We start from the raw sequence: 24,996 nt of genomic DNA, 5'->3' as shown, positions 1-24,996 counted from the left end.
ACTTCAAGCAAAATTCCAGCTATGCTCATAAACACATCTGACCAGTAGAATAACAATGATGAAAACTGCTATCACCGAATTATTTGGCATCGAAAAGCCTATTATATTACCCGGCATGAGCTGGATTTCTGTCCCTGAGCTTGTTGCGGCAGTGAGCAATGCTGGTGGCTTAGGTATTTTAGCCACGGGCCCGCTCAGTCAGGACGAGACACGTCAAGCAATACGAAAAATTCGTGCACTCACCGATAAGCCTTTTGGTATTGGTGTGACGTTAATGATGCCAGGCGCCAAAGAAAATGCCAAAGTCGCATTAGAAGAGCAAGTGCCTGTTATCAATTTTTCTTTAGGAAAAGGCGATTGGCTAGTACAAGCAGCTAAAGCCTACGGCGGAAAAGTCATTGCCACAGTGGTGACGCAAAAGCATGCATTAGCAGCACAAAAATCTGGCGTTGATGCGCTATTAGTTACAGGTCATGAGGCCGCAGCCCATGGTGGTGAAGTGACTTCACTGTGTTTAGTGCCGAGCATAATCGATATCGTCAATATACCTGTAATTGCCGCAGGGGGATTTGCCGATGGTCGAGGACTTATCGCCGCGCTAGCGCTTGGCGCAGAGGGCGTTGCGATGGGCTCTCGTTTTGCAACATCTAAAGAAAGCCCTTTGCATCAACATGTCAAAAATACCGTTGTGGAAAAAGACGTTGAACAGACGATTTATTCCAAAAACTTCGATGGTCTTTATGCTCGAGTAATGAAAACCCCCATGGCTGAAAAGGCAACGCGCCGCCCGATGAACTTTTTCATGGCCATCATAAAATCATTCAAGGCTGCAAAAATGGTCGACATGCCCTTATGGAAGCTACTACTAGGACTGTTATCTCAATTCGATAAAATTAAGATGCTGTCACTCTTTGGTGCCGCCACCGAAAAGCTTGAAGCCGCCACAATCCACGGAGATTTAGACCATGGCGTGCAATTTATTGGTCAATCTCAAGGCTTAATTCGAGAAATCGAATCAGTACAAACCTTAATGGATAACATGATGGCTCAAGCCACTGAGGTGCATTCACGTATCAGCAACAGTACAGCCAAGTAACGGATGTTTGGTATTGATGCGGTAAAAGCGGTATTATTTGCTTAATATCGCTCTGGCCCTAGCTGCGCCATTCAAGTGCTGGCCATAAACTCTGATTTTATAAGTGACTTTCAATGCCTAAACATTATCTTTTCTACATTGAGCAGCCATATAGCTTTGCCATTCTAAGACCCCTCCAAAATGCTATCCGTGCAAACGGTGATGTGGTGAAATGGTTTTTAAAAGGTAAAGATGTAAACTCAAGTTCACTTGCACCAGACGAATCAGAGTTACTGAGCGTAGAGGACGTCAAGGCGTTTAACCCCAGAGCAGTATTTGTACCTGGAAACGTTGTTCCTGACTTTTTTCCAGGCGCCAAAGTGCAAGTATTTCACGGATTGGAATATAAAAAGAAAGGTCACTTTGGGATCCGCGGTTTCTTCGATTTGTATTGTACTCACGGCCCAATTACCACCGTGCCATTTAACCAACTTGCACAAAAACATGGTTATTTCTCAGTGATTGAAACTGGCTGGCCAAAACTCGACCCTTATTTTGATTACACCAAGCAAGAGAATGAAAAGCCAGTCATACTGTACGCTCCCACTTTTTCACCCAATCTCACGTCGCTTGAAGCATTACATGCACAAATCAAACAGCTCGCAGAGTCAGGAAAATACAAAGTCCAACTTAAGTTTCATCCTAAGACGAAACAGCAGTGGCAACAGATGTACATAGAACTTGAAACCATCAGCGACTTTGAAATCGCCGGAAATGACAATCTTATTCCACTCATTCAGCAAGCCGATATGGTGATTTCTGATACCTCTAGCGCCGTTGATGAGTCACTATTAATTGGTAAACCGGTTATCACTTTTAATAATCACCAACCTCAAGATGCCTTAATCAATATTACCGACGCAGGCCAATTATCTGTAGCGGTTGAACAAGCACTCAACCTCTCCGACGCACAAAGTGAACGTATTGAGCAATATATTCAGCAAGTGCACCCTTACCGCGATGGTAAAAGCGCCGAGCGCATACTCGCTGCAACAGAGACCGTAATTGCTGCTGGATTAAAGCGTAAACCGCTTAACTTATTGAGGCGTTACAAAATACGTAAATCATTGAATTATATGAAAATAAAATAAACTGGTAACTTTCGGAAATAAAAAAGCTCACTTTACTGTGAGCTTATGCAAGTTAATTTATCACTAACCTTAACACTCACACTGCCAGTATTGGTTACCAGTTTCCGTCAAAGGCGGACGACAACGAATACCTGTCGCACCACCAGCGATGTTTGGTGTTTGCTCTTGAGGCAAACTTTGTTGTTTATCTAATTGTTTTAATGCTGTTTTTTTAAATTTCAATTTCATCTTCTTATCCTTGAGTTAATCTTAATTTATAAATTATGTTGTTTAAGGTTGATAGTCCAACAAGTAGATTCTCCACCTCATCAGGCTAACCTAAAACACTGCTCGACTATACTAACAACGGCACTGACCGTAATCCGTACCAGTCAACGTTTCTGTTAAACGGCATGGGATTCTAGTATTTGGCTCAGCACCGCCAGCTACTTGAGGCGTTTGCTGTAAAGGTAGGTTTTGGTTTTTATCTAGTTGCTTCAACGCTGATTTTTTTAATTTTAATTTCATTATCATTTCCTTGAAATAGTCGTTTAGTGATCAAAATTTATCACTAATTCTTAAGCTGCCATGAAAAAATAAAAAATTCAACATTATTAACAATAAAATCAACTTTAAAATTCACTCACCACAAATACAACACTTAACCACATGTTAAATAATAACTTCTAACCAAGCACCTCAAAGAAACGCACCATCAAAAACAAACAAAAAATTAATAAGTCTGCAATCTAATGAGATAAGCTTACCTCAACTAGGCATCTTGTTGCTTATCCATAAAATCAGCCATACGCGCGAGTAACTCGGTTTCTGTGAGATCTTCTTTATGCGTGCCAATCGTCCAGACATGACCAAATGGGTCTCGTAGCGTTCCCGCCCTATCACCATAAAACTGATCACAAACGGGCGTGACTTGCTGTGCCCCCAATTCAATTGCCCCCGCAAACACAGTGTCCACATCGTCAACATACAACATCAAGCTAACGGGCGTACCACCAAGCTCACTGGGATCTTTAAAGTGCATATCAGGGCACATATCTGAAAGCATCACATAAGAGTTACCAATCAGCAGCTCCGCATGTGCTATTCCTCCATCTGGTATAGGTAACTGAAGCTTTACGCTCGCGCCAAAAGCAGCTCGGTAAAATTCGATAGCTTTTGCTGCACCAGCCACAATGAGGTAAGGCGTGAGTGAATGATAACCGGAGGGAATTGAAGAAGTCGCCATGATATGGATCCTATAAAGTCCGTTAAATTCCCTCTAAACCTAGCCGATTATTTGAAATATGCGAATTAAAATTGCGATGCTCAGGTTATTGCAGCGATGAGATTTACTCATAACTCGAGTGTTGATTAACGAATTATTTACCTATATGCTAATTTGGTTTTGTTCATAAAACACACAACAACATGTAAGGGATCAGTATGAAACCAACTTCTATATTACGATTGGCTTGGACGAGTGGAGCTCTCATCCTCGCAGGCCAAGCAAACGCCTACGACTGTAGTAATTTAAGCCCTTGGTCTGAACAACAAGTCTACAGACAAGGGGATATCACACAGTCCCAAAACCAAGCATATGAAGCAAAGTGGTATAGTCAGAACGACAATCCAGCAGGCCACTCCGGTCCTTATGATGTCTGGCGGTCATTGGGGACTTGTGCAACGGGGTCAGGTCAAGCGCCGAGTGTCGTACTCACCAGCCCAAATAATGGCGCTGTGCTGGGCGAAAATGACAGCGCTGTTTTTTCCGCTAATGCCAATGATGTCGATGGTGACCTGGCTTATGTCGAATTCTTAGTAAATGGGCAAGTTATCGCTACGGACACTACCGCGCCATTTCAAACCACTTGGAACGCAGTACTTGGCGAATACGATATCAGTGCAATTGCCACCGATGCCCAAGGGCTAACCGGAAGTTCGCAATCAGCACGGATCACAGTAAAACCGGGCGGAGGAAATTTACCACCGAACGTATCCATTGTAGCGCCAGCCAGCGGTCAGCAGTTCTATCAAGGCGATATGGTAGGGGTCAGCATCACAGCTGAAGATAGCGACGGTACTATTGCGAGAGTGGAAATTAGCGTGAACAATCAGCTTGTCGCGAACCTAACAACCTCTCCTTTTGAGTTCCAATTCCAAGCGGAGCAAGTTGGCGTGAACCAACTAAATGTAAAAGCGATGGACAATCAAGGCTTGGTAAGTGAGGCAAACCTTGCCATCGATGTGCTAACAAAAGTGGGAGGTGGCTGCCTAGGCCTTAGAGCATACAGCGCTGGACAAAATTACCAGACTGGTGAACTGGTCGCTCATAATAATCATAAATATCGCTGTGATATTGCAGGTTGGTGTAGCTCAAACGCGCAATGGGCTTATGAGCCTGGTGCTGGCCAGTATTGGACCGATGCATGGAGCGATTTAGGGATCTGTGCAATCGCACCAACCGTAACGTTCGAAAGCCCGTCCAATAATGGTACTGTTTTGGTCAATGCGCCCACCACTATCTCTGTCAGTGCTCAAGATACAGACGGCAGTATTGCTACACTGTCACTCTATGCCGGCAACACACTCCTTGCCACAGCCAATCAAGGAACGCTTAGTCACAGCTGGACACCGACAGCCCTCAATCCGGTGAGTTTAAAAGCCATTGCCGTGGATAACGAAAGTAATCAAAGCGAGCAAACAATTACAGTGAATGTAACAGATAAACCGATTGCCGTTGATTTACTCGCCCCCACTAGCGGCAGCCAAATTACTTTGGGTAATTCCACTCAATTGATTGCACAAGCATCCTCTTTTGTTGGACAAATCACACAAGTGCAGTTTTATGCTGACGGCGTGTTACTCAATACAGACACAACGCCGCCCTACGAATATGGTTATGCACCGGCCTCAATCGGCACAAAAACACTTTATGCCACGGCCATCAACGACAATAATGATCTAGTGTCCAGTAGCGGCGTGACTGTTCAAGTCATCGACAAACCCATCGGTAAAAAGCACAAACTGATTGGCTATTGGCATAACTTTGTCAATCCAGCTGGTTGCCCTATTCCACTTGATCAGATGTCTACTGCTTGGGACATCATAGATATTGCCTTTGCTGAAAATGATAGAAACTCGAATGGCACAGTGCACTTCACACCATTTGAAAAAGACATTCGCTCTAACTGCCCGCCTATCGATCCGGTAAAATTCAAATCCGACATGCAGGCACTACAAACGCAAGGTAAAGTTTTTGTGCTAAGCCTTGGTGGTGCAGAAGGCACAATTACCCTCAATACGGATGCCGATGAAGCGGCATTTGTCAGTAGCCTCACCAATATTATTCAACAATGGGGATTTGACGGGCTCGATATCGACTTAGAGAGTGGCTCGAACCTTGTGCATGGCTCTCAGATCCAAGCTCGGCTGCCAAGAGCATTAAAGCAAATTGAACAAAATATTGGTGGCAATATGGTACTTACCATGGCCCCTGAACATCCCTATGTACATGGTGGCATGATTGCCTATTCAGGTATTTGGGGCGCTTATATTCCACTTATAAACGAGCTACGCGATACATTAGATTTACTTCACGTACAGCTATACAACAATGGCGGCCTACCTAACCCATACGAACCGGGAAGCGCCCCTGAGGGCTCAGTGAACATGATGGTTGCCCATGCAAAAATGTTGATTGAGGGATTTGATCTTGCTGATGGCACCCGCTTTGCACCACTTAGGGATGACCAAGTAGCCATCGGTCTACCTTCTGGTCCACAGTCGGCAAATTCAGGTCAAGCGCCTATCGGCAATATCATCAATGCCTTAGATTGTTTAACCAAAGGTACAGGATGTGGCACTATCCAACCAAGCAAGACTTATCCGAACTTTGGTGGCGTGATGACATGGTCGATTAACTGGGACAAATACGATGGCTATAACTTCTCTCAACCCATTGGTGATAAATTAACGCAGATGAATCAGGGGAATTAATACCAACTGCTCAGGGTGAGATGCCCTGATTGTGTGATTTTTTATACCAGCTATTTTAAGTATTGGAGTATTACTTCAATTGGTATTATTCCTCGAACAGGACTGATACTAAGCCACATAAATATCACTATTGTTTATGAACACAAGGAAGTGTTCATTTTCAAGCTGGCTTTTACAACAGTCCACTCAGCCCGGCAGGCTGGCAAAATGTAGAAATGCCAATCAAGCACAGCTCTTGAAATTTGCAAACTAGCCTGTCATCTTAAGCTAATTCAATACCGACTTTTTACGGTACTCTGTAGGCGTGCAACCCACTCGCTGCTTAAAAATATTATAGAAACAAGATTTAGAGTTAAACCCTGATTCATAAGCTATTGTTGTAACTTGTTGGGCTGGTGATCGCAGTAATAAACGCTTTGACTCTTCTACCCTAAGGTTGTTCATATAATCATAAAAGTTTGAATGATAGATCAGGTTTATCGCTTGAGACACTTCGTGGGTAGTCATCACACACGCATTGGCTAACTCGTTAAGCGTTAAACCGTTGCGCAGATACAATTTCTGCTTCTTAACTTCGCTATCTATTTTAGTAAACACCTTCTCAATGCCCTTTAACGCCTCCTTTTCTACCGTCACTTGAGTATCTAAAGGGGCAATTGCAGAAGGAGCAATAAAATCAACTTTGGTGCTTAGTAACAGAGCAAAAATAAACAACAGCCAATGTGTATCAAGCCAAAAGAGCTGAGGCATAAATGGCGATGTACAGACTAAAATCGCCATCGCCGTAATTAAGTAGAGCCACCACTTAAACCAGCTAACATCATGACGTTGCACGTTTGAGAAGTGTGCCTTAATAGAGTCGAGATATTCCTTCAATAGTGCAAACGTAAACATGAGATATGGCAATAAGCTTCCCAAAAAAAGTAAACTAAAAAAAGTGAGAAACAACCTATTTTGCTGTAATTCTGGATATATCTTTTGAGCGCAAATACTCAGTATGAAAAACATCATAATCGGACTTAAGTGCAGTAGCACTTTACTCCAACTAAAACGTTTACATAGTGCCGATGCATATAAATAGGTCAAAGGCCCGAGTACTAGGTTTAGGCTGGTAATAAGTAACGCCCAATAACCCTGACCTTCCGTCAAAAGTCTGTTTTGAACAAAAAACTCATCCGCCAACAAAGTAGCCAAAACAACAAACAGTCCAATCAGGTGACCCGAGGTATGCTCATCATCAAGCTGAGCATACCTCAATCGCATTAGTCGCACAGCAAGTAGTATGTATAAAATACTGGCAATAAATAGCGGCAAGGTCTTCCAATCTATCAATTTACTTCCTTATTCACTAACCAACGCTTGAGCACCGCTTCTTCCGATTTATAAAGGATCATCACGCCGTAAACAAACAGCGGAAAACACACAATGATAGCAGGAACGGTGGCAATAAAAGAGGCAGCTTCAGCCTTCGTAGGATCATGACCCATAAAGCTAAACCAATTAATGAGTATATGTATAACAATAAGCGGAATTAAGCTTCTAGTTCTTAGGTAACATGCCGCAAACCCCATACCAATAAAGGTCGCATAAATAACCTGTCCAATTATTACACCAATTGAATCCGGTTTTTCAAACACGTTCACCAAATGAACTATACCAAACGAAAGCGCAGAGAAGAATGCAGCTTTCAACACTGGACGCCGAGCGCCACCACTGACATAACAGCAAAGTAATATGTACACTACAATACCTCGGCATAACACCTCTTCTAAAATTCCAGTGAAAAGGGTTGAGATACTACCAATAGCAATTTCCGAAAACGAATGCGGGTACCACTGAGAAATATTGATTGATACGTATGCCAGTGGCAATACAAAAAGATACCAGTATTGTTTGGCATCTACGGTTAACCAATATATTTTTTCCCAGACTTTTAAGTATCTAGCAATCAAAATGACAAACACTACACCGAGTAAATTCTCAGTAAAGTTACGCCAATGTGGAGATCCACTAAACCATCCTGCTAACTCCCACCCTAGTCGCTGTACTAAAATAGCTCCAAGATATGCTAGAAAGACCTGAATATAAATTGCTCGCTGCGAAAAATTGAAACGCATTCTGTTACTCCTTTATAAACTTGAGCAATGAATCTACCGCACTAGCTCAGTTTATACGTCCTGCTAGTTAATTGGAGTAAATATAAAAAAGTAACTTTCTATTTCAATTAGTTAAAAGAGCTTTAACTCATACATTTTCTCCGCCTATGCACTCGTTACTTTGCTTTTTGAGCACAGTTATTTTTAAATGCTGGCCCTAAAGAAGGTTCACTCTCGTTATTCAACGCCTTATCAGATCCCCCAGCAACAAGCTGAAAACCTGAATAAAAATGTACTAGGTAGAACCTAAGCCAAACACCAAAGATTGCTTGGAAATAAACTATTTGTCCCCTACTATTATAGCGTTACACGCAAATCCATAATGAGTCCCAAGGTCGATATGAAATCTTTTCCATCGCTTTATTTAACAAATCTATTCTTAGTCGGTGGGACAGGCCTGCTGACTACTTACTTAGCGCTTTATTTAGGCCAGCACGGCGTCAGTACGTTTTGGATTGGCTTGCTTACCTCGTTTTATTACTTGGGTTTGTTGTTCGGTGCCAAACTAGGCTATCACCTGATCAAATCAGTTGGACATATTCGCGCGTTTGCGGCAAGCACAGCGGCAGTGACTGCCTGCGTAGCAATACATGGGGTGAGTGACAATATCTATCTTTGGCTTGGACTACGACTTGTGGTGGGTCTTGGCATGATGTGTAACTTTATGGTGCTCGAAAGCTGGCTAAATGAACAAGCAGCGCCTGAGCAGCGGGGACGAGTATTTTCTTTTTACATGCTCACCTCCTACCTCGGTATGGTAACAGGGCAATTTGCGCTTTCTAATTTTCCTGAGCTTGGCTATGCGCCGCTGTTTTTAATTGTTGTTGCCTTATCCTTTGGAATTATCCCTATTTCAACGACGAGGCGGATCCACCCTAAGCCACTTAAGCCTATTCAAGTAAGTCTGTTTACCTACTTCAAAAAAGTGCCTCAGTCTCTCACGGCGGTCTGTTTTGCCGGAGTGATTAATGGTAGTTTTTATGGCCTTGCCCCGACTTTTGCCAGCCAGTCAGGATTTAATGCCGAAGAAATTGCTATGTATATGTCGGTAACGATTTTTGCAGGTTTGCTTGCGCAGTGGCCAATGGGCATTATCTCTGACCGAGTTCGCAGAAGTATCTTACTGCGCAGTAACGCTGTTTTTATCGGTTTGATTTCTCTTTGTATATTTTTGCTTCCACTGAGTCCAAGCTACAGTCTCTGGCTGACTTTTGGTTTTGGGTTATTCGCATTTACCATGTATCCACTTTCTTCGGCACTAGCAAACTCCCGCGTTGATGATGAAGACCGTGTTGGCGTTTCTTCTGCACTGTTGGTGGCATTTGGGGGAGGTGCCTGTGTTGGCTCGGCCGCTATTGCACAGATCATGTCCCATTTTGGTCATCAAGCCCTATATGCTTCGTTAAGCGCACTAACCGTTGTCATGTTCTTACTGCTCCACTTTATCAACGCCAGACAAAAAGCTGAGCAACCAGAGCCTAGCGACTATGTTGCTGCGACTTCTGATATTACCAGCTCACCGCTCGCAGCCACCATGGACCCGCGTATCGAAGAAAAAACAGCACACGAACAGCTGCTTGTCGTTGACGAAGACACGCCTCGCGATAACGACGATGAACTCGACGACAATGAGCAAAATAGTGAGCCAACCGAGGAGCTGGACGAAATAACTAACAAACCTCAGCCATAGTCTGACTGATAAACGCTCGTAACCAACGAAGTGCAGGATATTGATGCTGTACTTCGTGCCACACCATAGCGACGTCAAAAGCACAGTCAGGTATCGGATTTTCAACGAGGGTAAAATCTGCTTCGAGTTTTGATGCCTGACGAGCCGGAATAAGTGCAACCAACTCGGTATTTCTCACCAGTTCCGGCACCAATAAAAATGAGGGCACTGACGTCATCACCTGCCTCGATACACCATATTGCTGCAAGATTGAATCAACGAATGTTGAGGTGCTATTTCCTTCAAAAGACACCACAATATGCTCAAGCTTTACATAATCTGCTATTGTCATTTCTGACGTTAGCTGTGGATGGTGTTTTCTGCCAATCAAGACATACTTCTCTTGATATAAGGTTTTAAATCTTAACGAATCAGGCCCACATTCCGGCGACATTAATGCCAAATCGAGTTCTGAGTGTTGTAGCTGGGCTGCAAGTGTTGCTATTGTTAAGTGGCAAAGCACGACCTTGATATTGGGTGCAGCTATTTTTAAACGCCGTATCACCTCTGTCATCACCACCAGCTGTAAATAGTCGGTACATGCCACTTTAAAGGTTAAATTGGCCGTTTCAGGGATAAAGTCTTGATGCTCTACTAACACGTTACTTACAAGCTTCATCGCAGCGCGAAGTTCCGGCAGCAAAGCAAGCGCTTTGGCAGTTGGTAGCATGCCTTTATGAATAGGGACTAATAACTGATCATCAAATAGCCCGCGCAGCCGACTTAGCTGAGTGCTTACTGCTGGCTGGCTGAGGTTCAGCCTATCTGCCGCTTTGGTCACATTGCACTCTTCCAGTAGCACCACCAAAGTCTGAAGCAGGTTTAAGTCCACCTTTTTGCTATCCATTTAATTTATACCTAGGGTAAAAATATTCAATTTCATTTATAGCAAGATTACAGAGATAGTAACAACTCCTATTCGTTACAGAGCACTTATCATGACCAAATCCGCACTAGTGGTATCGGCACATCCAGAGCCGATTTCCTTAACCCAGACACTCGCCAAAACAAGTGTCGAAACCTTAACGCGCATGGGCTTGCAAGTTCAAACTTCAGATCTATACCAAATGGACTGGAAGGCTGTGGTTGACGCAACCGACTTCCCGCAAGATGACTCTCAAGCACCACTTGCGATTATTGCAGCGTCTGGCAAGGCATATCACTCAAACACCCTAACCGAAGACGTTATTCAAGAGCAGCAAAAATTGCTGGCTGCCGACTTGGTTATTTTTCATTTTCCGCTTTGGTGGTACAGCGTGCCTGCCATACTTAAAGGCTGGTTCGATAGAGTCTATGCCTATGGCTTTGCTTACGGTTATCAAAATAAAGGGAACCAATTGCGCTACGGCGAGGGAGTTTTACAGGGAAAACGAGCGTTAATTTGTGTAACCACAGGTGGTGGATACGAGGATTACTCTCCTTTAGGGATAAACGGCACAATGGACGAATTACTATTTCCGATCACGCACGGGACTTTGTTTTTCCCAGGTATGGACGTTCTACAAAACCATGTTATTTTCGACGCAAAAGGCGAGCCTAATCAACGTATAGCTGATGAAATCGCTAATTGGTCAGAGCGCTTAGCACACGTATTTAGTGAACAGCCAATCCCCTATCGAAAGCAAAATAGTGGCGATTACATCAACGGCCAAGTACTAAAAGCCGAAGTCGCCATGGGAAAAGCGGGTATTGCTGCACATATTGCTTAATCAAGGTGTTATCAGCTATGTTTATAGGATGTAGCTGATGATTGATGAGTATTGTGATTTGCAAAACACTTGGATTGCCTTTTGTGGCGTTATGCTGCTCACGGCTTGTACCATAGCCAATAGCTGTGAGCTTGCTGTGCTTGATGGTAGTGTCGTGCTCAATTCCTCAAAGATACAGCCTAAATGTCGTTTTAAACAAGATCAAACCGGCCAATTGTCTGCTGTGGCTAAGTTCACCTCAGTGCTAACTCATCAAACGCCAAATTCTAAAATAAAGCCGCTATCACAGGAGCAAGCTCAGCAATCATGCAACATCGACACTACACTGGGCAGTTTGACTTGTACATTTAATGGTAAAAGCGACCACTTCACGCTGACTAACACCGTTAAACAGGGGAAAATCGCATCAACAAACTGGCAAGATGATGAATATGTTTACCTTGGCTGGATGACCAACACTGAGGTATTAATGGGCTATATTGCGTTTGGCGCGCTTAACAAGCACAGCGCTCCCTTTTTCATTCCCACCTCCCAGTTTTGCCAATATGGTCTAAGCTCGCATATTATCGACCTTGGTAAGGGCGACTTATTGTGCCAAAACCACGAGGGGCTTTGGTCTCATAGCCGTTTACTGCCCCTACCACAGCCCTGCCAACAACCACAACAAATGATCCAAGATAAAGGTGGGATTTGGGCGCTGGAGTTTATCGAAAGTAGCTATCAATGGCGGATCTGCAGATACAACGATAACGCAGGTAGCCTATTAGCCGCATACGAATACAGTATAGATTTAAAGGCAACGCTGGCTCGGTATGACTTACAGCCCAGTGATTACACCCAACTTACTTTTTTATCCAATGGCGATACTAACGCTATCGCGAATTCGGTGGAAATAGATAACGTCTTTCCTGTCAGTGATATTACGCCAGAGCTTGACCCACAGACGATAGAGCTGCCTATTCAGCAGCTACAATACAAACTGACTAAGCTAGATTAGGCCCTAATTGCCACTTACTCTTGTGCTTCACGTAGCACTTGCGTTTGACCATTTTGCTTTCTAAATTGATTTGGCGTGGTTCCAGTGGCGATTTTAAATGCTCTAGTAAATGGTCCAACCGACGCAAAACCACTTTCCAGTCCAACGACAAGTACTGGCCAATGCTGTTTAGCGGGGTCTTGTAACAGCACTTTGGCATGTTCAACCCGCAACTCATTGACCAATTGGCTGAAATTTCGCGCTTGCAGGTTTTGTCGTATCACTCGGCTTATCTTGTATTCAGGTTCATTAAATTGCTGAGCTAAGTCAGCGACTTTTAACCCTTCTTTGAGGAAACCTTTTTGCTCGATAAGAAAGTGTTCCACCTGTTGCTGGAGCGCAATATCATCCTCGGTTTGTGTTGGCTCGTTTGATTCAACGCACCTAACAGATGTAATTGTACGTTGAGATGAAAATCGCCAATACAGTAACACTTGCGCCGTCAATATGATGAGGATAGCTGCGCTTGTCACTGACCATTCTTGAACCTCACGATTATCGGCAAAGCGATTTTCGACTAATTTGGTGCCTGCGACGCAAATAAAATAAGCGGATAAGAATAGCACCCTTTGTGCTTTTTCCTGCCCTTGAGACTGCGAGAACCCTCGGCACCCTTCCCAAAATGCCAGCATGAGTACACTAGATGACAACAACAAAGTAAGCTCATACGCCGCAATGTTAAGCCACTCAACTAATCCGCTAGCAGCCATGTGTAATTGACTGTCGATAAACAAATAGCCTTGCCGCCACACGACTAAGGCAGCAATGGCGATTGCAAACACAATATGCCTTTTTAAAATGGCATGTTTTTCTCTAAATAATGCCCTTGCAAGCAACCAAAACCCATTACAGGTCACACAAGCGCCCATGCCAATTAAATACTGATATCCATTTAAGGAGTCCTGCGTCAGCTTTTTGGTGGTGGCCAAAGCTATTGAGCCACACACCAAAGCAAAGAGTAAATGTGCTGCTTTTTTCTCTTTTACAAAAAGCTGAGCAACAACCAAAGTGCAACATAGGCTAAGCAAAAGTAGGTAATAGTTTTCAATAGTCATGGCGATTGAAGGAATATTGATAGACGCAGAAACTCTAACAGCCACACCAAAAGCATTCAAATTAACTTTGTAAGTAAACTTAACACCAGCATTTTTAAAATTCGGCCTACTTTCTTTGCTTTGATTTTCAAAATCAAAGCGACGAGATAGCAAAACCTTGTCATTTTATATACCAAGTTTATTGATTTATAAGGATAAGTATTTTGTCTTCCCTCAATCTAACCAAAACAACAGGGGTTTTCTTTAGTCCCTTTAGCGTATTGAATGGTGCCGCAAAGAGCTGGGTGTGTGTCGCACTGCTCGGGCAATGGATGTTTGCTGTTTATATCTTAGGCCTATATGCCATCCCGCTTATCGTGGGACTCACAGAGCAAAGTGCAGCGGTTTCACCGGCGAGTGGACACACAAAAGATGCCAAGGTGTTTTTTAGCCATGTTTTACCCGCTGTGATTTTGGCCACCAACGGTTTATTACAGCTTATTCCTGCGGTGCGAAAACGCTTTCCACGCTTTCATCGCTACAACGGACGCGTATTTTTTATTCTCGGTATTTCGGGCGCACTCACAGGGTTATATCTCACTTGGGTAACCGGTCTTAGGCTAAGCGATGTTGGTGCCATTGGGATAACACTCAACGGTATATTAATTCCCATTGCGATATTTTTTGCTTGGCGCGCTGCCATACAAAAAAATATCGCCGCACATCAACGTTATGCCGCACATAGTTTTTTCTTGGTTAATGGGGTGTGGACGTTTCGTCTTTATTTGTTTGGTTGGTACATGGTCAATCAAGGCTTCAATGGCAATACCGCAACCTTAGATGGCCCTGTCGATATATTTATTTCGTTTGCCTGCTATCTGCTACCAATGGTACTCGCAGAGCTCTACTTTTGGGCAAAACGCCAAACCAACGTCAGCGCACCGGTGTGGATAATCGCGGTGATGATGAGCTTAGGTTTTGTGATCACCGCGATTGGTGTCTGCGCGGCCGCTGTCATGATGTGGTGGCCACGCATTTCAGCCGTCTTTTTTAGTTAAATTACAGTTTAATCAGTTAGGAGTAGAAACATGTTTTCAGTCAAAGCGAACAAAATCAACAAAGGCCTAATTACATCGGCAATTTTGCTCGTGATATTAACGCTGATGTGGCAACATTTAAATGGCGAAATAGTGAGTCACCACTTACTTCACAGAGCTGATTTTCCAGCAGTATCTAACGCATGGGGAATTATCATAATTCCCGTATTAGCTTGGCTTACTGCACTGCGGCTACATAAAGCAATTGGCACAGAGCGCATTAAAAAAACAGCACCCGTGGTTATTCCTACTGAGTTTTTGGTCGCATTCTTTGTGATGTTACTCTTTAGCTTGTTGCAATCAGCCCTTTGGGAGTTCGGTTATCAAAGCCTCACCATGTATACAGCCTTAGGACTTTTGATAGCTGGATTATTTTATCCAATCTACCGCGCAGAATGCATATTGGGACACGTGGTCGGTGCTAGTTTTACCTTTGGTTATGCTATTCCACTAGTTGGCATTTTAGTGATGGCAATCGTTTCAGTGTTTTCTCTTTTTTGCTTAAAACCTATCTTTTCTAAATTACTTAAGAAGACACAAACACCAATGAGAATGGAGTAATAGTGATCTTGCAAAGCTCAAGACAACACAAATAATTCCTAGGCGCTGCTATATAACTCGTTCCTTGTCGTTTTGACTCGTGTTAAATTAGTGATGATTTTTAAGCAAGGAACGAGCGGTTATGCAAGCTAGGTTAGTTACTCACATTGTTATCGTGGCTATTTTTACGTTGCTGTCAATTGGTAGCGCTATTGCTAATAAATCAGTAGATTCGAACTCGACACTGCAGCTTTCGTCCGCTTATTTTTCGCAAAAAAGAACGGTTCATATCGTCCTGCCACCAAGCTATGAGCAAGGCAATACAGGCTATCCAGTGTTATATCTAACTGATGGTCAGAGCAATCTTGAACATACCGCTTCAGCGGCTCGCTTCTTGGCACAACAACATAAAATACCGGAACTTATCATTGTTGCCATCGAAACCAACGAACACCGCACTCGAGATCTGACCCCGTCTTATCGCAAAGGTAGCCTTGCGGTACTGGGACATTTTGCAGGTCCAACACGGCAGCAAAATCCGGGCGGTGCAGAAATGCTACTGCAATTTATCGACAAAGAACTCATCCCTTACGTAGACAAGCATTATCGCACATCAGGCTATCGCGCGTTAGCAGGACACTCATTCGGTGGGCTGTTTGCAACCTATGCGCTACTTGAAAAACCCGATTTATTTAATGGTGTGATGTTGGCAAGTCCAAGCCTTTGGTGGGATAAAGAGCGATTATTAAATGACTTACTGGCAAAAGCGTTAATCAACAAGTGTATCTACATCAGCATGGCTGACGAAAGCGCAATCATAACGCAGCCATTTCAACGTCTTAATGATGCTTGGCGAAAGCCAAATGGAATTGACTTCAAAGCGCAGCACTTTAGCGGCGAATCCCATATGAGCGTCGTCTACCCAAGCTATTATCATGGTCTGCAGCACCTCTTTAACCATTATCAGCCATCCTTGAAGGTAGCGGCCGCGGGTGTCACTCAGCTGGAAAATCATGTTGCCATCGCTAAATCGCTATACGGACTCAAGACTTACCCCTACGACGCACTGACTTCGCTCGGGTATGGCGCCCTATTCGAACGTAACTTCACTGCGACCATCAACCTGTTCAGCTTTGTGAGCCAGCACAACTCAGCGTCCCTCAATGCACTGCAGCAATTGGCCATGGCTTATCACCAAAAAGGAGATAAGCCATCACTATTAAAGACCTACCAAGCCATGCTTAAGCTTGAAGGGCTAAGTGAAAGTGAACAAAAACATTTGCTCTCTGAAATCAAAGCATTGCAACACTTACATTAACTGATTTTTTCTAAAGTGATGATACTCACTCAAGGCAAGTGGCACGGAAACCACTGGATTTTGTGAATGCCCCGCGCCCTCGCTAATGCTGTGTCCCCAACGCACATTGGCAGGCGCATGCTGTTCAAGTGCCTCTAATAAACCGCGAAATGACCCCGTAATGATGTCATTCTCAGCACCGCCTATGGAGAGGTAAATATACTTAGGTTTGCCTTGAATATTGGCTAGGCTTTTTGCGAATTCTTTTACGACAACCGAGTCGTCATACCACGCAGCAGGACTAAAAGCAAAGTAGCCATCAAAAAGCGCAGGTTTAGTCACCATGGTATAAAGTACAAAACTTCCACCAGCAGAGAACCCACTTAACACACGGTTGTCGTTAATTGAGTAGTTAGCTTCTAAATAGGGTAACAGCTCGCTTTCAACAAATTGCAAAAAACGATCTGCACGACCAAAAATGGCAGGATCATTGTCACTCTCTGGACGAGCCTCAATCGCAACATCTTGTCGAGCATAAGGCGGTACTAAGTCGCGGTTGCGGGTCTGCGTCCAAAATTGATTGGGAATAGACACTAAAATGGCATCTTCTACCCTACCTTGTTCGGCAAGGCTGCTTAGTACCTCATCCCACCGCGCGAGATTAAAGTTGCCGTCGGTGCGAATAATGAGTGGATAACTATATGCCTTGTCATATCCTTTTGGGAGGCGAATAAAGACCTTTCGATCTTCGTTAAGCACTTGTGAAGACAACACTACATCAACATAATCTGAAGTGTAATGAGACTGGTACTGGGTAAACTTCCAACCAGCAGCGACGATTGCAATTAAACCTAAGAGAGAAAATAGATATCGCTTCATAAAACTTCCTGTCATTGTTTTTATTATTTCGTACTTTTGAATACAGTTTACTTCATCCTACTGTATATTTTTTAGAAACTAAATCGCAACCGCTATAATATCAAGCAGCTAAACATAACATACTGAAAACACTAAAATTCACTTCACAATTCAATGTAACATTATGTTTTAAAAATAAATTATCGCTGTAATGTGGTGTAATGGATAAAATCAGAATCTACCCTACCCTTACGCTGCGAAACAAATTTGCAACCAATTAAGTTCATTTTTTTTACTTTCGCAAATCATGTATCTGCATCAGCAGTACAGCCAGATACTTCTTACACCATTTGAACAATATCTTGTCGCAGCGGTGAGGTTTTCCGATTAGATAATGCAAATGGTATCTTTTGACATGGAGTTCACAATGATGAAAATCATAGTATCTGCCATTGCATTGGCAACCACAATGTCGAGTTTCAATTCGCTCGCTGCGCCTGAATCTTATGGCGTGCTTTTTTTAGACCGTAGTAGTTCAATGAACACGTTGCGCCCAGATGGACAAAGCCGATGTTCATTCTCAAAGCAACAGGCAGTGCAAAAAGTATCAAAGTTCTTTCTAGATGCCACAATTAATGGCCAGCAGCTAAATGTGAAAACGTTTGCTAGTGGCGGTCAAATTCAATCCCTAACTAACGGGTTTGTCGGTTTCAATGCGGCAATGATGGCGCTGATGAGTTGAGAGCAAACTACTCAACGGAAGCCGCTAATGGCGCACTGTTAAGAGTGTATGGCTCTACTGATGGCAGCGAAAATGACAGCCCAATCTCTAGCTGCGGTGGCTCAAATTGGCAAACAAGCGTAACCTCTAAATACCTGTTTGAGCTACCTCCAGTGCAATTCAATGCCACAATCTATACAGGTACAGTGCAAAATATTCTGGCTAATAAAGATAAGATGTATGTATTAGATGTTTCACCTGCATCTCAGTCGGTATCTAGTACCCCTACATTTCAGTTTCTTAAACAGCTGAGTATTGACACCGGCGGTACGTACGAAGAGATCAGCGACTCAGATGGCGGCGACCCAGGCGACTGGTAACTCACCAAATACCAAAGCATATGTAAAGGCCGATAAGGCCTTTTTTCTATTCGCCGTTGAGAAAATACAGAATGTTGTTTTTACACATTATTTAAAATAAAAAAACAATTAAATTACACAAAACGCAAATACCTAAGGATCTTCAACTACACTCTCCGTGGGCATTTGCCCTGTGCAAGTTAAAAGGAGATTGTAATGAAGATTAATGGCAAACAACCGAATTTTCTAATCATTACCACAGATGAAGAGCGTTTCCCTCCACCTTACGAAAATTCACAAGCAAAAGAGTATCGACTCAAGCACAGTGCGTGTATGGCAGAAATGCGCCGCTGTGGCATGGAATTTATGAATCATAATGCAGCAGCGACGGCATGCGCACCGAGTAGAACATCCATTTACACGGGACAATATCCATCCCTACACGGCGTGAGCCAAACTCCAGGAATTGGCAAGTCGTCATTTGATCAAAACATGTTCTGGCTGGCTCCCAATACTGTGCCAACCATGGGATCTTGGTTTCGCGAAGCGGGATATCAAACCTATTATCGTGGTAAATGGCACCTCTCCGATGAGGATATTATCGTGCCGGGAAGTCAGCAAGCGCTGTATAGTAACTCTGAAACTGGAGAGCCTTACCCAGCAAAACAAGCTCTCTATGAGCGCGCAGAGCGTCTAGATAAGTTTGGCTTTAGTCAATGGATAGGTCCTGAACCTCATGGCGCTGCAGAGAACAATTCAGGTACATCTCGAGATCCGGGATTTGCCAATCAAGTTTGTGAAACCCTTAAACAACTTGAAGAAAAGGCACAAAACGGCGACCAAACACCATTTTTACTGGTTTCTTCATTCGTAAACCCTCATGACATTGTATTAATGGGACAAAAAGATTGGTTTTCCAACTTTTATGCCGAAAAAGAAGCCGGTAACCTTCCAAGTGTTGCGCCAGCCCCAAGCCAAAATGAAAGCTTAATGGACAAGCCAAGATGCCAAAAAGACTATCAGCTTATGTACCCGCATATGTATCTACCACAGCCACCAGATGAAACCTATCGACAGTTTTATTACTACCTTATCGCAGAAGTGAACAAGCATATAGAACAGGTAGTTAACGTATTAAAGCAGTCATCATTTTATGAAAATACTATTGTCGTTTTTACCTCAGATCATGGTGAGCTATTGGGTGCTCACGGCGGTCTACATCAAAAGTGGTACACCGCGTATCAAGAAGTATTAAACGTGCCGTTTATTATTTCTAATCCTGTGCTTTTCAATCAACCTAAGCAGCTTGATATCACCACATCGCACATCGACTTACTGCCTACCCTGCTTGGTCTAGCGGATATAGATATTGAGCAAACTCGTACTCAGCTTGCTAAAGATCACAGCGAAGCACAGCCACTCGTTGGCAGAAACCTAGCTAACATCATTTTGGGTGAAGCGTCGCCCAAAGAAGAAGCCATTTACTTTATGACCGATGACAACATCGAAGTTGGTAGTGATATGACGAATATGCTTACCGGTAAAGCTTACAATAGTATTATCCAACCGAACCATATCGAAGCTGTGATAACGCAACTACCGGATATCAGCGGTGACACGAAATGGAAGTTTGTGCGTTATTTTGATAACGCTCGATTCTATGAGCAAGACCCGAACCAAGTTGATCTTGGTGGTAACGATGAGCCTACCACGCAAGCGTCTGTGAGTAATGTCGTTGGCGTCGGCAACCCAGACGGAATAACAACCACTCAGTTCATTCCCAGTGAATACGAGTGTTATAACTTGAGTGAAGATCCGACAGAGGAGAACAACCTGTTAAGCCCGTTTTGCGAAACGCCATTGGATGCGCGGATTTTAAAAGCGCTGCAATTTACGCTACGGGAGCAGCGTAAAGCCAAACGTTTATTACCACAAAACCTCAATGAAGCACCGCAAAAGCCAGTCAACCAGCAAGTGCCGATTAGAAGGTAATCGAAAGGCTCTGCAAGTAGCCCTGAAATATGCGGGCTACTTGCGATATAGATATTTATGCTTTTTTAAACACTACCAACAACTGACTTAGCACCGCCGCAATAATGACACCAATCACCGCACCCAATCCAAGCTTGGCGATAATACTCAAAAGCCAGCTCAATGCAGGGATCAGATTTTCAATAGCGTGAACAATTTCTTCAAGTAAGTGGAACTGGTGAGCCAAAATATCAACGCCAACTAAAAGCATTGCCAGCACACCGGCGACTGACAAAAACTTCATCAGACCGTTAGCAAAATAAAGCAGCCCTTTACCCACCCCACGTTTTATCGCTGCAAGTGTAGTCTTACCTACGTCCTTAATCATGGCTAAACCAATATCATCAAGCTTAACAATCAGGGCCACAATTCCGTAAACCCCGATTGTCAGTGCAAGCCCAATTAACGAAAGGACTATTGCTTGCTTTTCAAAAGGCTGATCAGCAATCGCCCCCAGCGCAATAATGATAATTTCCGCCGATAGAACAAAGTCGGTAACGATAGCGCCCTTGATTTTGTCTTTTTCAAACTCGACTAAGTCAACACGCTCATCCTCAAGCGCTTTGACAAACTCATCGGTTTCTTGCTGTTGCTCCCGACGGTGAAAAATAGCGTGGAGAATTTTTTCACCACCTTCAAACAGCAAGTACAGCGCCCCTAAAATTAGCATAATGGGGATCATAAACGGCGCAAAGTAACTGCAAGCCAAAGCAGCGGGCACTAAAATAAACTTGTTTAGCAAGGAGCCTTTAAACACCTTCCATACCACTGCAAGCTCCCGATCTGGTTTGATCCCGCCCGATAGTTGCTCTGCGTTGACGGCAAGATCGTCTCCTAACACCGGAGCGGTTTTGGTTGCGGCTAATTTTGTTAGCGCAGCGACATCATCGAGCAAGGCAAGTAAGTTTGCGGATGGCATAGCACACTCCTTTCGTTTAAGTTATTCATTAAGTGCGGTTGTCAAATAGCTGCTTATGTTAGCAACAGGCCCTAATACACAATATTTTTATCATAGGCCAAACATGATATTGCAGGCATGACCGCTTCAAGACAACTTAAATGTTGTTTTAATTCTCTCGGCTCGGTAATTTTTTATACCGGATCCAAGGGATCAAAGGCGTAGTGTCGCCCTGCTATGCCGTTAGATAAGCCTCATACCCTTTTATCCAATCACAACAACAGAAGCCGTTAGCAAAAGCAAATAAGGTCTAATTTCAACACTAAAGTTGCCATTAAAGATGCTGCTTTTTTGTTGATTAGACCTTGATAATATTTGCGCGGCAGCGGTTGGCTATATGCGCTCCCTTTTAGTACAACTATCAACAGTCTTAACGCATGCTAATTGACACCGAAATAGCGCAGTGATCACTGAGCATTTTCTCTTCAGACATATCCGCAAAAAAGTGTACGCTGGGGGCGAATTTTACCGTGTTTGCAAGTTTGTTGCTCAGTAATATATGGTCAATCGGCACAGGGTAACGAGGGTGACAACCTGTCAGCGTCTTAGTTGCATTTATCAAAGGTGTAGAGGCGTTATTTTGGTGCTTGGTTAACTGCTGCCAAAATTGATTGTCGCCATGGCTTAAACGATGATTAAAGTCGCCCAACACAATGGTGTTGCTATTTGCGTGTTTCTTCAACCAGGACTTGAGTACTGGTAATTGCTCTGCCAGCAATCGACAGGCTTTTTTATCCGATGTCGAGTAGTTATCAACAAAACAGCCGCTTTTAAGATGGACATTAAGCACTGAAAGCTCACCAAACTGAGTATCTAAGGTCACAACTAGACCATGTCTTAGCCCTTCAACATCCACGCTAAGTTCGCTCACGTTATCCACTTTGCTTGAGGCAAGGCTATTTTTAATTGCAAAAGCGGTTTTCTGCTGTGTAGAGACGTTGCCACTTCCTCTACAGTCGTACGTCGCGCTATCAGCTCTACTTGAAATCAGTAATTGCCATTCACTACTTGGAAAGACCTGCTCTAATGCTTTAACCGATGCGACTTCTTGCAGCGCAATAACGTCTGCATTAAGCCCTTTTGCATAATCGCGCAGTGCGCTTATCTCCTGCTCATCACGAGGCCTACATCCTGTGTTCGATGGATATGCTAAATGCTCCATGTTCCAAGTCGCGATTTTAAGCGGAGCGACGGTTGCTTGGCCACTTACCGCGGAGGTACCGATATTTGTAGGCTCTGACTGGCATCCCAAAAGCGAGAGGCTAAAAATAGCGCTAAATACAAATGCAGTTAATTTTGTTGTCATAATAAATCCAGTCTATGCGATAAAATCTAATGTCAGTAGCAATCGTTTTTCCCCTGTTACTACTGCTGGTGAGCGATGCACTAAGCCACGGCCTTCATTGCCTTCCCAACGCTCGCCTTTTAATAATGCCACATCCCCACAGGCTAGTGATATTGCGTCTGCTTCCGGGACAACAGTCAGTTTGTTGCCATCCCTTGATACATGCTGGTTTCTAAGCCACTCACTGCCAGCGCCTGCTAGTGTAGTCACCAGTCGTACAGGTACTTTATCAACATGAAATTTCGGGCACATTGCAGTCTCGAGCATTTTTAACCGTAAACCAACTATGCGAAGTTCAAATAAACAGCTAAACATATCTACTATTTCAATAATATGCGCCACCATCGCATCGCTAAAATTCAACCGCTTTAACGGCTCACTAACTTCGCAAGTGATATTGCTAGTCGCAATTTGTAGCGCTAATTCTATCTCTTTTGCTGTTTCTAAGTAGTGGCCAAACTCTGCTTTCAAAGCAGGTGATAATGCATGTTGCCAAATCACAATATTGGTGTTGGACTCATAAATCTTGGTTAACACAGTTGCATGTTCTGACTGCTCATGATGCAGAGAGTCCGCATCAAGCAAGGGCTCTATAGGCATAAGGCTATTCATATTAACTCCAAATAGGGTTTTATTTAGTGAAAATTGCGACGCAGCGCATAATTTCGAAGATGAGCGTAGGAGATGAGTATAGAGCCAAGCACTGTGAACAAGGTTTCTCCACCTTGTTCAGCTAAAATAGTTGCTAGCACCAAGAGTGTGCAGCCCACGAGCCCTAAACCCACAACAAGACCTGACTTATGCCGCACATAGCCAAACCCAAGGGCCAAAACGCTAATAGGTATTACTGCTATTAGTAACCACTCGTGAAAAGCTTCATCAGAGAGCGCTAATAAACCCGCGAAGGGAGGAAGTACAAGTAATAAAAAAGGTAATATTAAACAGTGGACTAAGCACAACATAGATAACCCAATTGCTGCTTTGTCTCCAAGCGACTGTACTTTTACGTTCACGCTTTCTCCTTTGTCATGCTCGCCCGCAATTGATACAATATAACATACCAATCAAAAAAGAGTAAAACGTTAAAAGCCATACTACAAAAGAGTGTTCGATACAAAGCCCAACATATAAAAGTGACGTATATTTAAAGCACTCAGAGAGTCAATCTCTACTTGTCGTGATTTTTCTGTGTTGTAGCAAGTACACGCAAAGGCACTTTGGAAGGTGTTTGATAAAATAGGAATGCACTGAATTACAATTCATAAGTTTGAGATTCAGAACAAACCTATGAATTGATGAGTAATCGCCAACTATGGAGCAAGGTTACGCGTTACACCCCATAGTTTCACACTCTGGATACGCAGATGGACAATGCGTTGTCCCACAAAAATAAAAGTCTGTATAACCTCGATTATAACCACCAGCAATTTGCAAAGTGACATTTTTAACAACGTGACTATTGTCTTTATTGAGTACTTTCATGTTCCTTTTCTTAAGGCTTAGTTTCATTTTATTTCCTTGATAATCATTGTTTAAAGTTTCCAAATCGGAAACTTACTAATGACTATACTGGCAGCGGAGAAACAAAAAATCAATATACAAAACATTTATTAAACATATTAATAACGTGATCTCCAAGCCTAAACAATGCTGTAATGTGGCAAGCGCTAAAAGCCCCATGTATGAGCACTTTTGACTCCCTATGAATTAAATAGCTGACACCCACCACTAATTTGCACCTTCTTAAGATTCCGCCTACGCTTTAATTTTGCACTCAAAGGATTGAGGAAACCAAACTATGGCAACTGCTCGTAAAAAACAAATCAGTTTAACCGACACCAAATATTATCACTGTATCTCCCGCTGCGTAAGGCGCGCCTTTCTGTGCGGTGAAGATAAATTTACTGGAAGATAATAAATAGCTG

Annotated in this window: 25 protein-coding genes and 1 pseudogene; 13 read left to right on the top strand and 13 right to left on the bottom strand. The window is 43.3% G+C overall.

Features of this window, described 5'->3' with window-relative positions; genetic code table 11:
- The first annotated feature begins 58 nt into the window (after positions 1 to 58).
- Positions 59 to 1,096 (top strand): nitronate monooxygenase, encoded by a 1,038-nt coding sequence (locus GSF13_RS10695; protein WP_211868996.1) that lies wholly within the window; start codon positions 59 to 61, stop codon positions 1,094 to 1,096.
- A 113-nt stretch (positions 1,097 to 1,209) separates the two neighbouring features.
- Complete coding sequence (locus GSF13_RS10690; protein WP_174170754.1) at positions 1,210 to 2,226, top strand: UDP-N-acetylglucosamine 2-epimerase; 1,017 nt, start codon at positions 1,210 to 1,212, stop codon at positions 2,224 to 2,226.
- Between the two features lie 69 nt (positions 2,227 to 2,295).
- Here GSF13_RS10690 and GSF13_RS10685 read toward each other — a convergent pair whose 3' ends face one another.
- The 3 genes from GSF13_RS10685 to GSF13_RS10675 form a co-directional block, all read right to left on the bottom strand.
- Positions 2,296 to 2,454 carry a hypothetical protein gene (locus tag GSF13_RS10685; protein WP_167310207.1) on the bottom strand — a complete coding sequence of 53 codons (159 nt, stop codon included), beginning with the start codon at positions 2,452 to 2,454 and terminating at the stop codon, positions 2,296 to 2,298.
- A 111-nt stretch (positions 2,455 to 2,565) separates the two neighbouring features.
- Complete coding sequence (locus tag GSF13_RS10680) at positions 2,566 to 2,733, bottom strand: hypothetical protein (protein ID WP_017217813.1); 168 nt, start codon at positions 2,731 to 2,733, stop codon at positions 2,566 to 2,568.
- A gap of 244 nt (positions 2,734 to 2,977) precedes the next feature.
- The gene (locus GSF13_RS10675) at positions 2,978 to 3,451 is read right to left on the bottom strand and encodes a VOC family protein (RefSeq protein WP_010607842.1); all 474 of its coding nucleotides are present in this window, start codon (positions 3,449 to 3,451) and stop codon (positions 2,978 to 2,980) included.
- 197 nt (positions 3,452 to 3,648) lie between these two features.
- Here GSF13_RS10675 and GSF13_RS10670 point away from each other — a divergent pair, with 197 nt between their 5' ends.
- Complete coding sequence (locus tag GSF13_RS10670; RefSeq protein WP_211868242.1) at positions 3,649 to 6,201, top strand: Ig-like domain-containing protein; 2,553 nt, start codon at positions 3,649 to 3,651, stop codon at positions 6,199 to 6,201.
- A 267-nt stretch (positions 6,202 to 6,468) separates the two neighbouring features.
- Here the strand turns inward: GSF13_RS10670 and GSF13_RS10665 are convergent, their stop codons facing one another.
- Complete coding sequence (locus GSF13_RS10665; protein ID WP_174170755.1) at positions 6,469 to 7,533, bottom strand: helix-turn-helix domain-containing protein; 1,065 nt, start codon at positions 7,531 to 7,533, stop codon at positions 6,469 to 6,471.
- The gene (locus tag GSF13_RS10660; protein WP_102056341.1) at positions 7,530 to 8,318 is read right to left on the bottom strand and encodes a CPBP family intramembrane glutamic endopeptidase; all 789 of its coding nucleotides are present in this window, start codon (positions 8,316 to 8,318) and stop codon (positions 7,530 to 7,532) included. The genes GSF13_RS10665 and GSF13_RS10660 overlap by 4 nt, the downstream gene beginning before the upstream one ends.
- A gap of 379 nt (positions 8,319 to 8,697) precedes the next feature.
- On the opposite strand from GSF13_RS10660, the gene GSF13_RS10655 reads away from it, so the two are divergent.
- Complete coding sequence (locus GSF13_RS10655; protein ID WP_174170756.1) at positions 8,698 to 10,047, top strand: MFS transporter; 1,350 nt, start codon at positions 8,698 to 8,700, stop codon at positions 10,045 to 10,047.
- Here GSF13_RS10655 and GSF13_RS10650 read toward each other — a convergent pair.
- On the bottom strand, positions 10,028 to 10,933 hold the full coding sequence (locus tag GSF13_RS10650; protein WP_174170757.1) for a LysR family transcriptional regulator: 906 nt from the start codon (positions 10,931 to 10,933) through the stop codon (positions 10,028 to 10,030). The genes GSF13_RS10655 and GSF13_RS10650 overlap by 20 nt on opposite strands.
- 91 nt (positions 10,934 to 11,024) lie before the next feature.
- Between GSF13_RS10650 and GSF13_RS10645 the strand changes: the two genes are divergently transcribed.
- Both GSF13_RS10645 and GSF13_RS10640 read left to right on the top strand, forming a co-directional pair.
- Positions 11,025 to 11,795, top strand: coding sequence for an NAD(P)H-dependent oxidoreductase (locus tag GSF13_RS10645; protein WP_211868235.1), 771 nt, complete (start codon positions 11,025 to 11,027; stop codon positions 11,793 to 11,795).
- A 37-nt stretch (positions 11,796 to 11,832) separates the two neighbouring features.
- Positions 11,833 to 12,792: a hypothetical protein gene (locus GSF13_RS10640; protein WP_211868233.1), complete on the top strand. Its 960-nt coding sequence runs from the start codon at positions 11,833 to 11,835 to the stop codon at positions 12,790 to 12,792.
- Between the two features lie 14 nt (positions 12,793 to 12,806).
- Here the strand turns inward: GSF13_RS10640 and GSF13_RS10635 are convergent, their stop codons facing one another.
- A complete protein-coding gene (locus GSF13_RS10635) occupies positions 12,807 to 14,039 on the bottom strand; it encodes an AraC family transcriptional regulator (protein ID WP_211868231.1) in 1,233 nt (410 codons plus the stop codon).
- Positions 14,040 to 14,089: 50 nt separating this feature from the next.
- On the opposite strand from GSF13_RS10635, the gene GSF13_RS10630 reads away from it, so the two are divergent.
- From GSF13_RS10630 to GSF13_RS10620, 3 genes are all read left to right on the top strand, one after another.
- Positions 14,090 to 14,923, top strand: coding sequence for a DUF2306 domain-containing protein (locus GSF13_RS10630; RefSeq protein ID WP_211868229.1), 834 nt, complete (start codon positions 14,090 to 14,092; stop codon positions 14,921 to 14,923).
- 30 nt (positions 14,924 to 14,953) lie between these two features.
- A complete protein-coding gene (locus tag GSF13_RS10625) occupies positions 14,954 to 15,523 on the top strand; it encodes a hypothetical protein (RefSeq protein ID WP_211868227.1) in 570 nt (189 codons plus the stop codon).
- Between the two features lie 121 nt (positions 15,524 to 15,644).
- Positions 15,645 to 16,820 (top strand): alpha/beta hydrolase-fold protein, encoded by a 1,176-nt coding sequence (locus tag GSF13_RS10620; RefSeq protein ID WP_211868225.1) that lies wholly within the window; start codon positions 15,645 to 15,647, stop codon positions 16,818 to 16,820.
- On the opposite strand, the gene GSF13_RS10615 is transcribed toward GSF13_RS10620, so the two are convergent.
- Complete coding sequence (locus tag GSF13_RS10615; RefSeq protein WP_174170763.1) at positions 16,812 to 17,678, bottom strand: alpha/beta hydrolase-fold protein; 867 nt, start codon at positions 17,676 to 17,678, stop codon at positions 16,812 to 16,814. The two genes, GSF13_RS10620 and GSF13_RS10615, sit on opposite strands and share 9 nt — an antisense overlap.
- 406 nt (positions 17,679 to 18,084) lie before the next feature.
- Between GSF13_RS10615 and GSF13_RS24725 the strand changes: the two genes are divergently transcribed.
- The 3 genes from GSF13_RS24725 to GSF13_RS10605 all read left to right on the top strand — a co-directional run bounded on the left by GSF13_RS24725 (position 18,085) and on the right by GSF13_RS10605 (position 20,729).
- Positions 18,085 to 18,399, top strand: a complete 315-nt coding sequence (locus GSF13_RS24725) for a hypothetical protein (protein ID WP_249122765.1) — start codon at positions 18,085 to 18,087, stop codon at positions 18,397 to 18,399.
- Positions 18,396 to 18,758 (top strand): hypothetical protein, encoded by a 363-nt coding sequence (locus GSF13_RS24720; protein WP_249122764.1) that lies wholly within the window; start codon positions 18,396 to 18,398, stop codon positions 18,756 to 18,758. Before GSF13_RS24725 ends, GSF13_RS24720 begins: the two co-directional genes overlap by 4 nt.
- 195 nt (positions 18,759 to 18,953) lie before the next feature.
- On the top strand, positions 18,954 to 20,729 hold the full coding sequence (locus GSF13_RS10605) for a sulfatase-like hydrolase/transferase (protein ID WP_211868223.1): 1,776 nt from the start codon (positions 18,954 to 18,956) through the stop codon (positions 20,727 to 20,729).
- A 55-nt stretch (positions 20,730 to 20,784) separates the two neighbouring features.
- On the opposite strand, the gene GSF13_RS10600 is transcribed toward GSF13_RS10605, so the two are convergent.
- The 5 genes from GSF13_RS10600 to GSF13_RS10580 all read right to left on the bottom strand — a co-directional run bounded on the left by GSF13_RS10600 (position 20,785) and on the right by GSF13_RS10580 (position 24,580).
- Positions 20,785 to 21,687, bottom strand: coding sequence for a DUF808 family protein (locus GSF13_RS10600; protein WP_211868221.1), 903 nt, complete (start codon positions 21,685 to 21,687; stop codon positions 20,785 to 20,787).
- A gap of 409 nt (positions 21,688 to 22,096) precedes the next feature.
- Positions 22,097 to 23,032, bottom strand: coding sequence for an endonuclease/exonuclease/phosphatase family protein (locus GSF13_RS10595; protein ID WP_211868219.1), 936 nt, complete (start codon positions 23,030 to 23,032; stop codon positions 22,097 to 22,099).
- A 12-nt stretch (positions 23,033 to 23,044) separates the two neighbouring features.
- Positions 23,045 to 23,683: a DUF1826 domain-containing protein gene (locus tag GSF13_RS10590; RefSeq protein WP_211868217.1), complete on the bottom strand. Its 639-nt coding sequence runs from the start codon at positions 23,681 to 23,683 to the stop codon at positions 23,045 to 23,047.
- Between the two features lie 23 nt (positions 23,684 to 23,706).
- Complete coding sequence (locus tag GSF13_RS10585) at positions 23,707 to 24,084, bottom strand: MerC domain-containing protein (RefSeq protein WP_211868215.1); 378 nt, start codon at positions 24,082 to 24,084, stop codon at positions 23,707 to 23,709.
- Between the two features lie 310 nt (positions 24,085 to 24,394).
- Positions 24,395 to 24,580: a hypothetical protein gene (locus tag GSF13_RS10580; RefSeq protein ID WP_029215937.1), complete on the bottom strand. Its 186-nt coding sequence runs from the start codon at positions 24,578 to 24,580 to the stop codon at positions 24,395 to 24,397.
- Positions 24,581 to 24,869: 289 nt separating this feature from the next.
- Between GSF13_RS10580 and GSF13_RS10575 the strand changes: the two are divergent.
- Positions 24,870 to 24,983 (top strand): annotated as a pseudogene (locus tag GSF13_RS10575) (transposase); the annotation flags it as partial.
- Positions 24,984 to 24,996: the final 13 nt, after the last annotated feature.

Source organism: Pseudoalteromonas sp. M8 (assembly GCF_018141365.1).
Taxonomy (GTDB): Bacteria; Pseudomonadota; Gammaproteobacteria; order Enterobacterales; family Alteromonadaceae; genus Pseudoalteromonas.
Note: the sequence above shows the minus strand (reverse complement) of the source record. Positions and strands in the feature narration are given on the sequence as shown.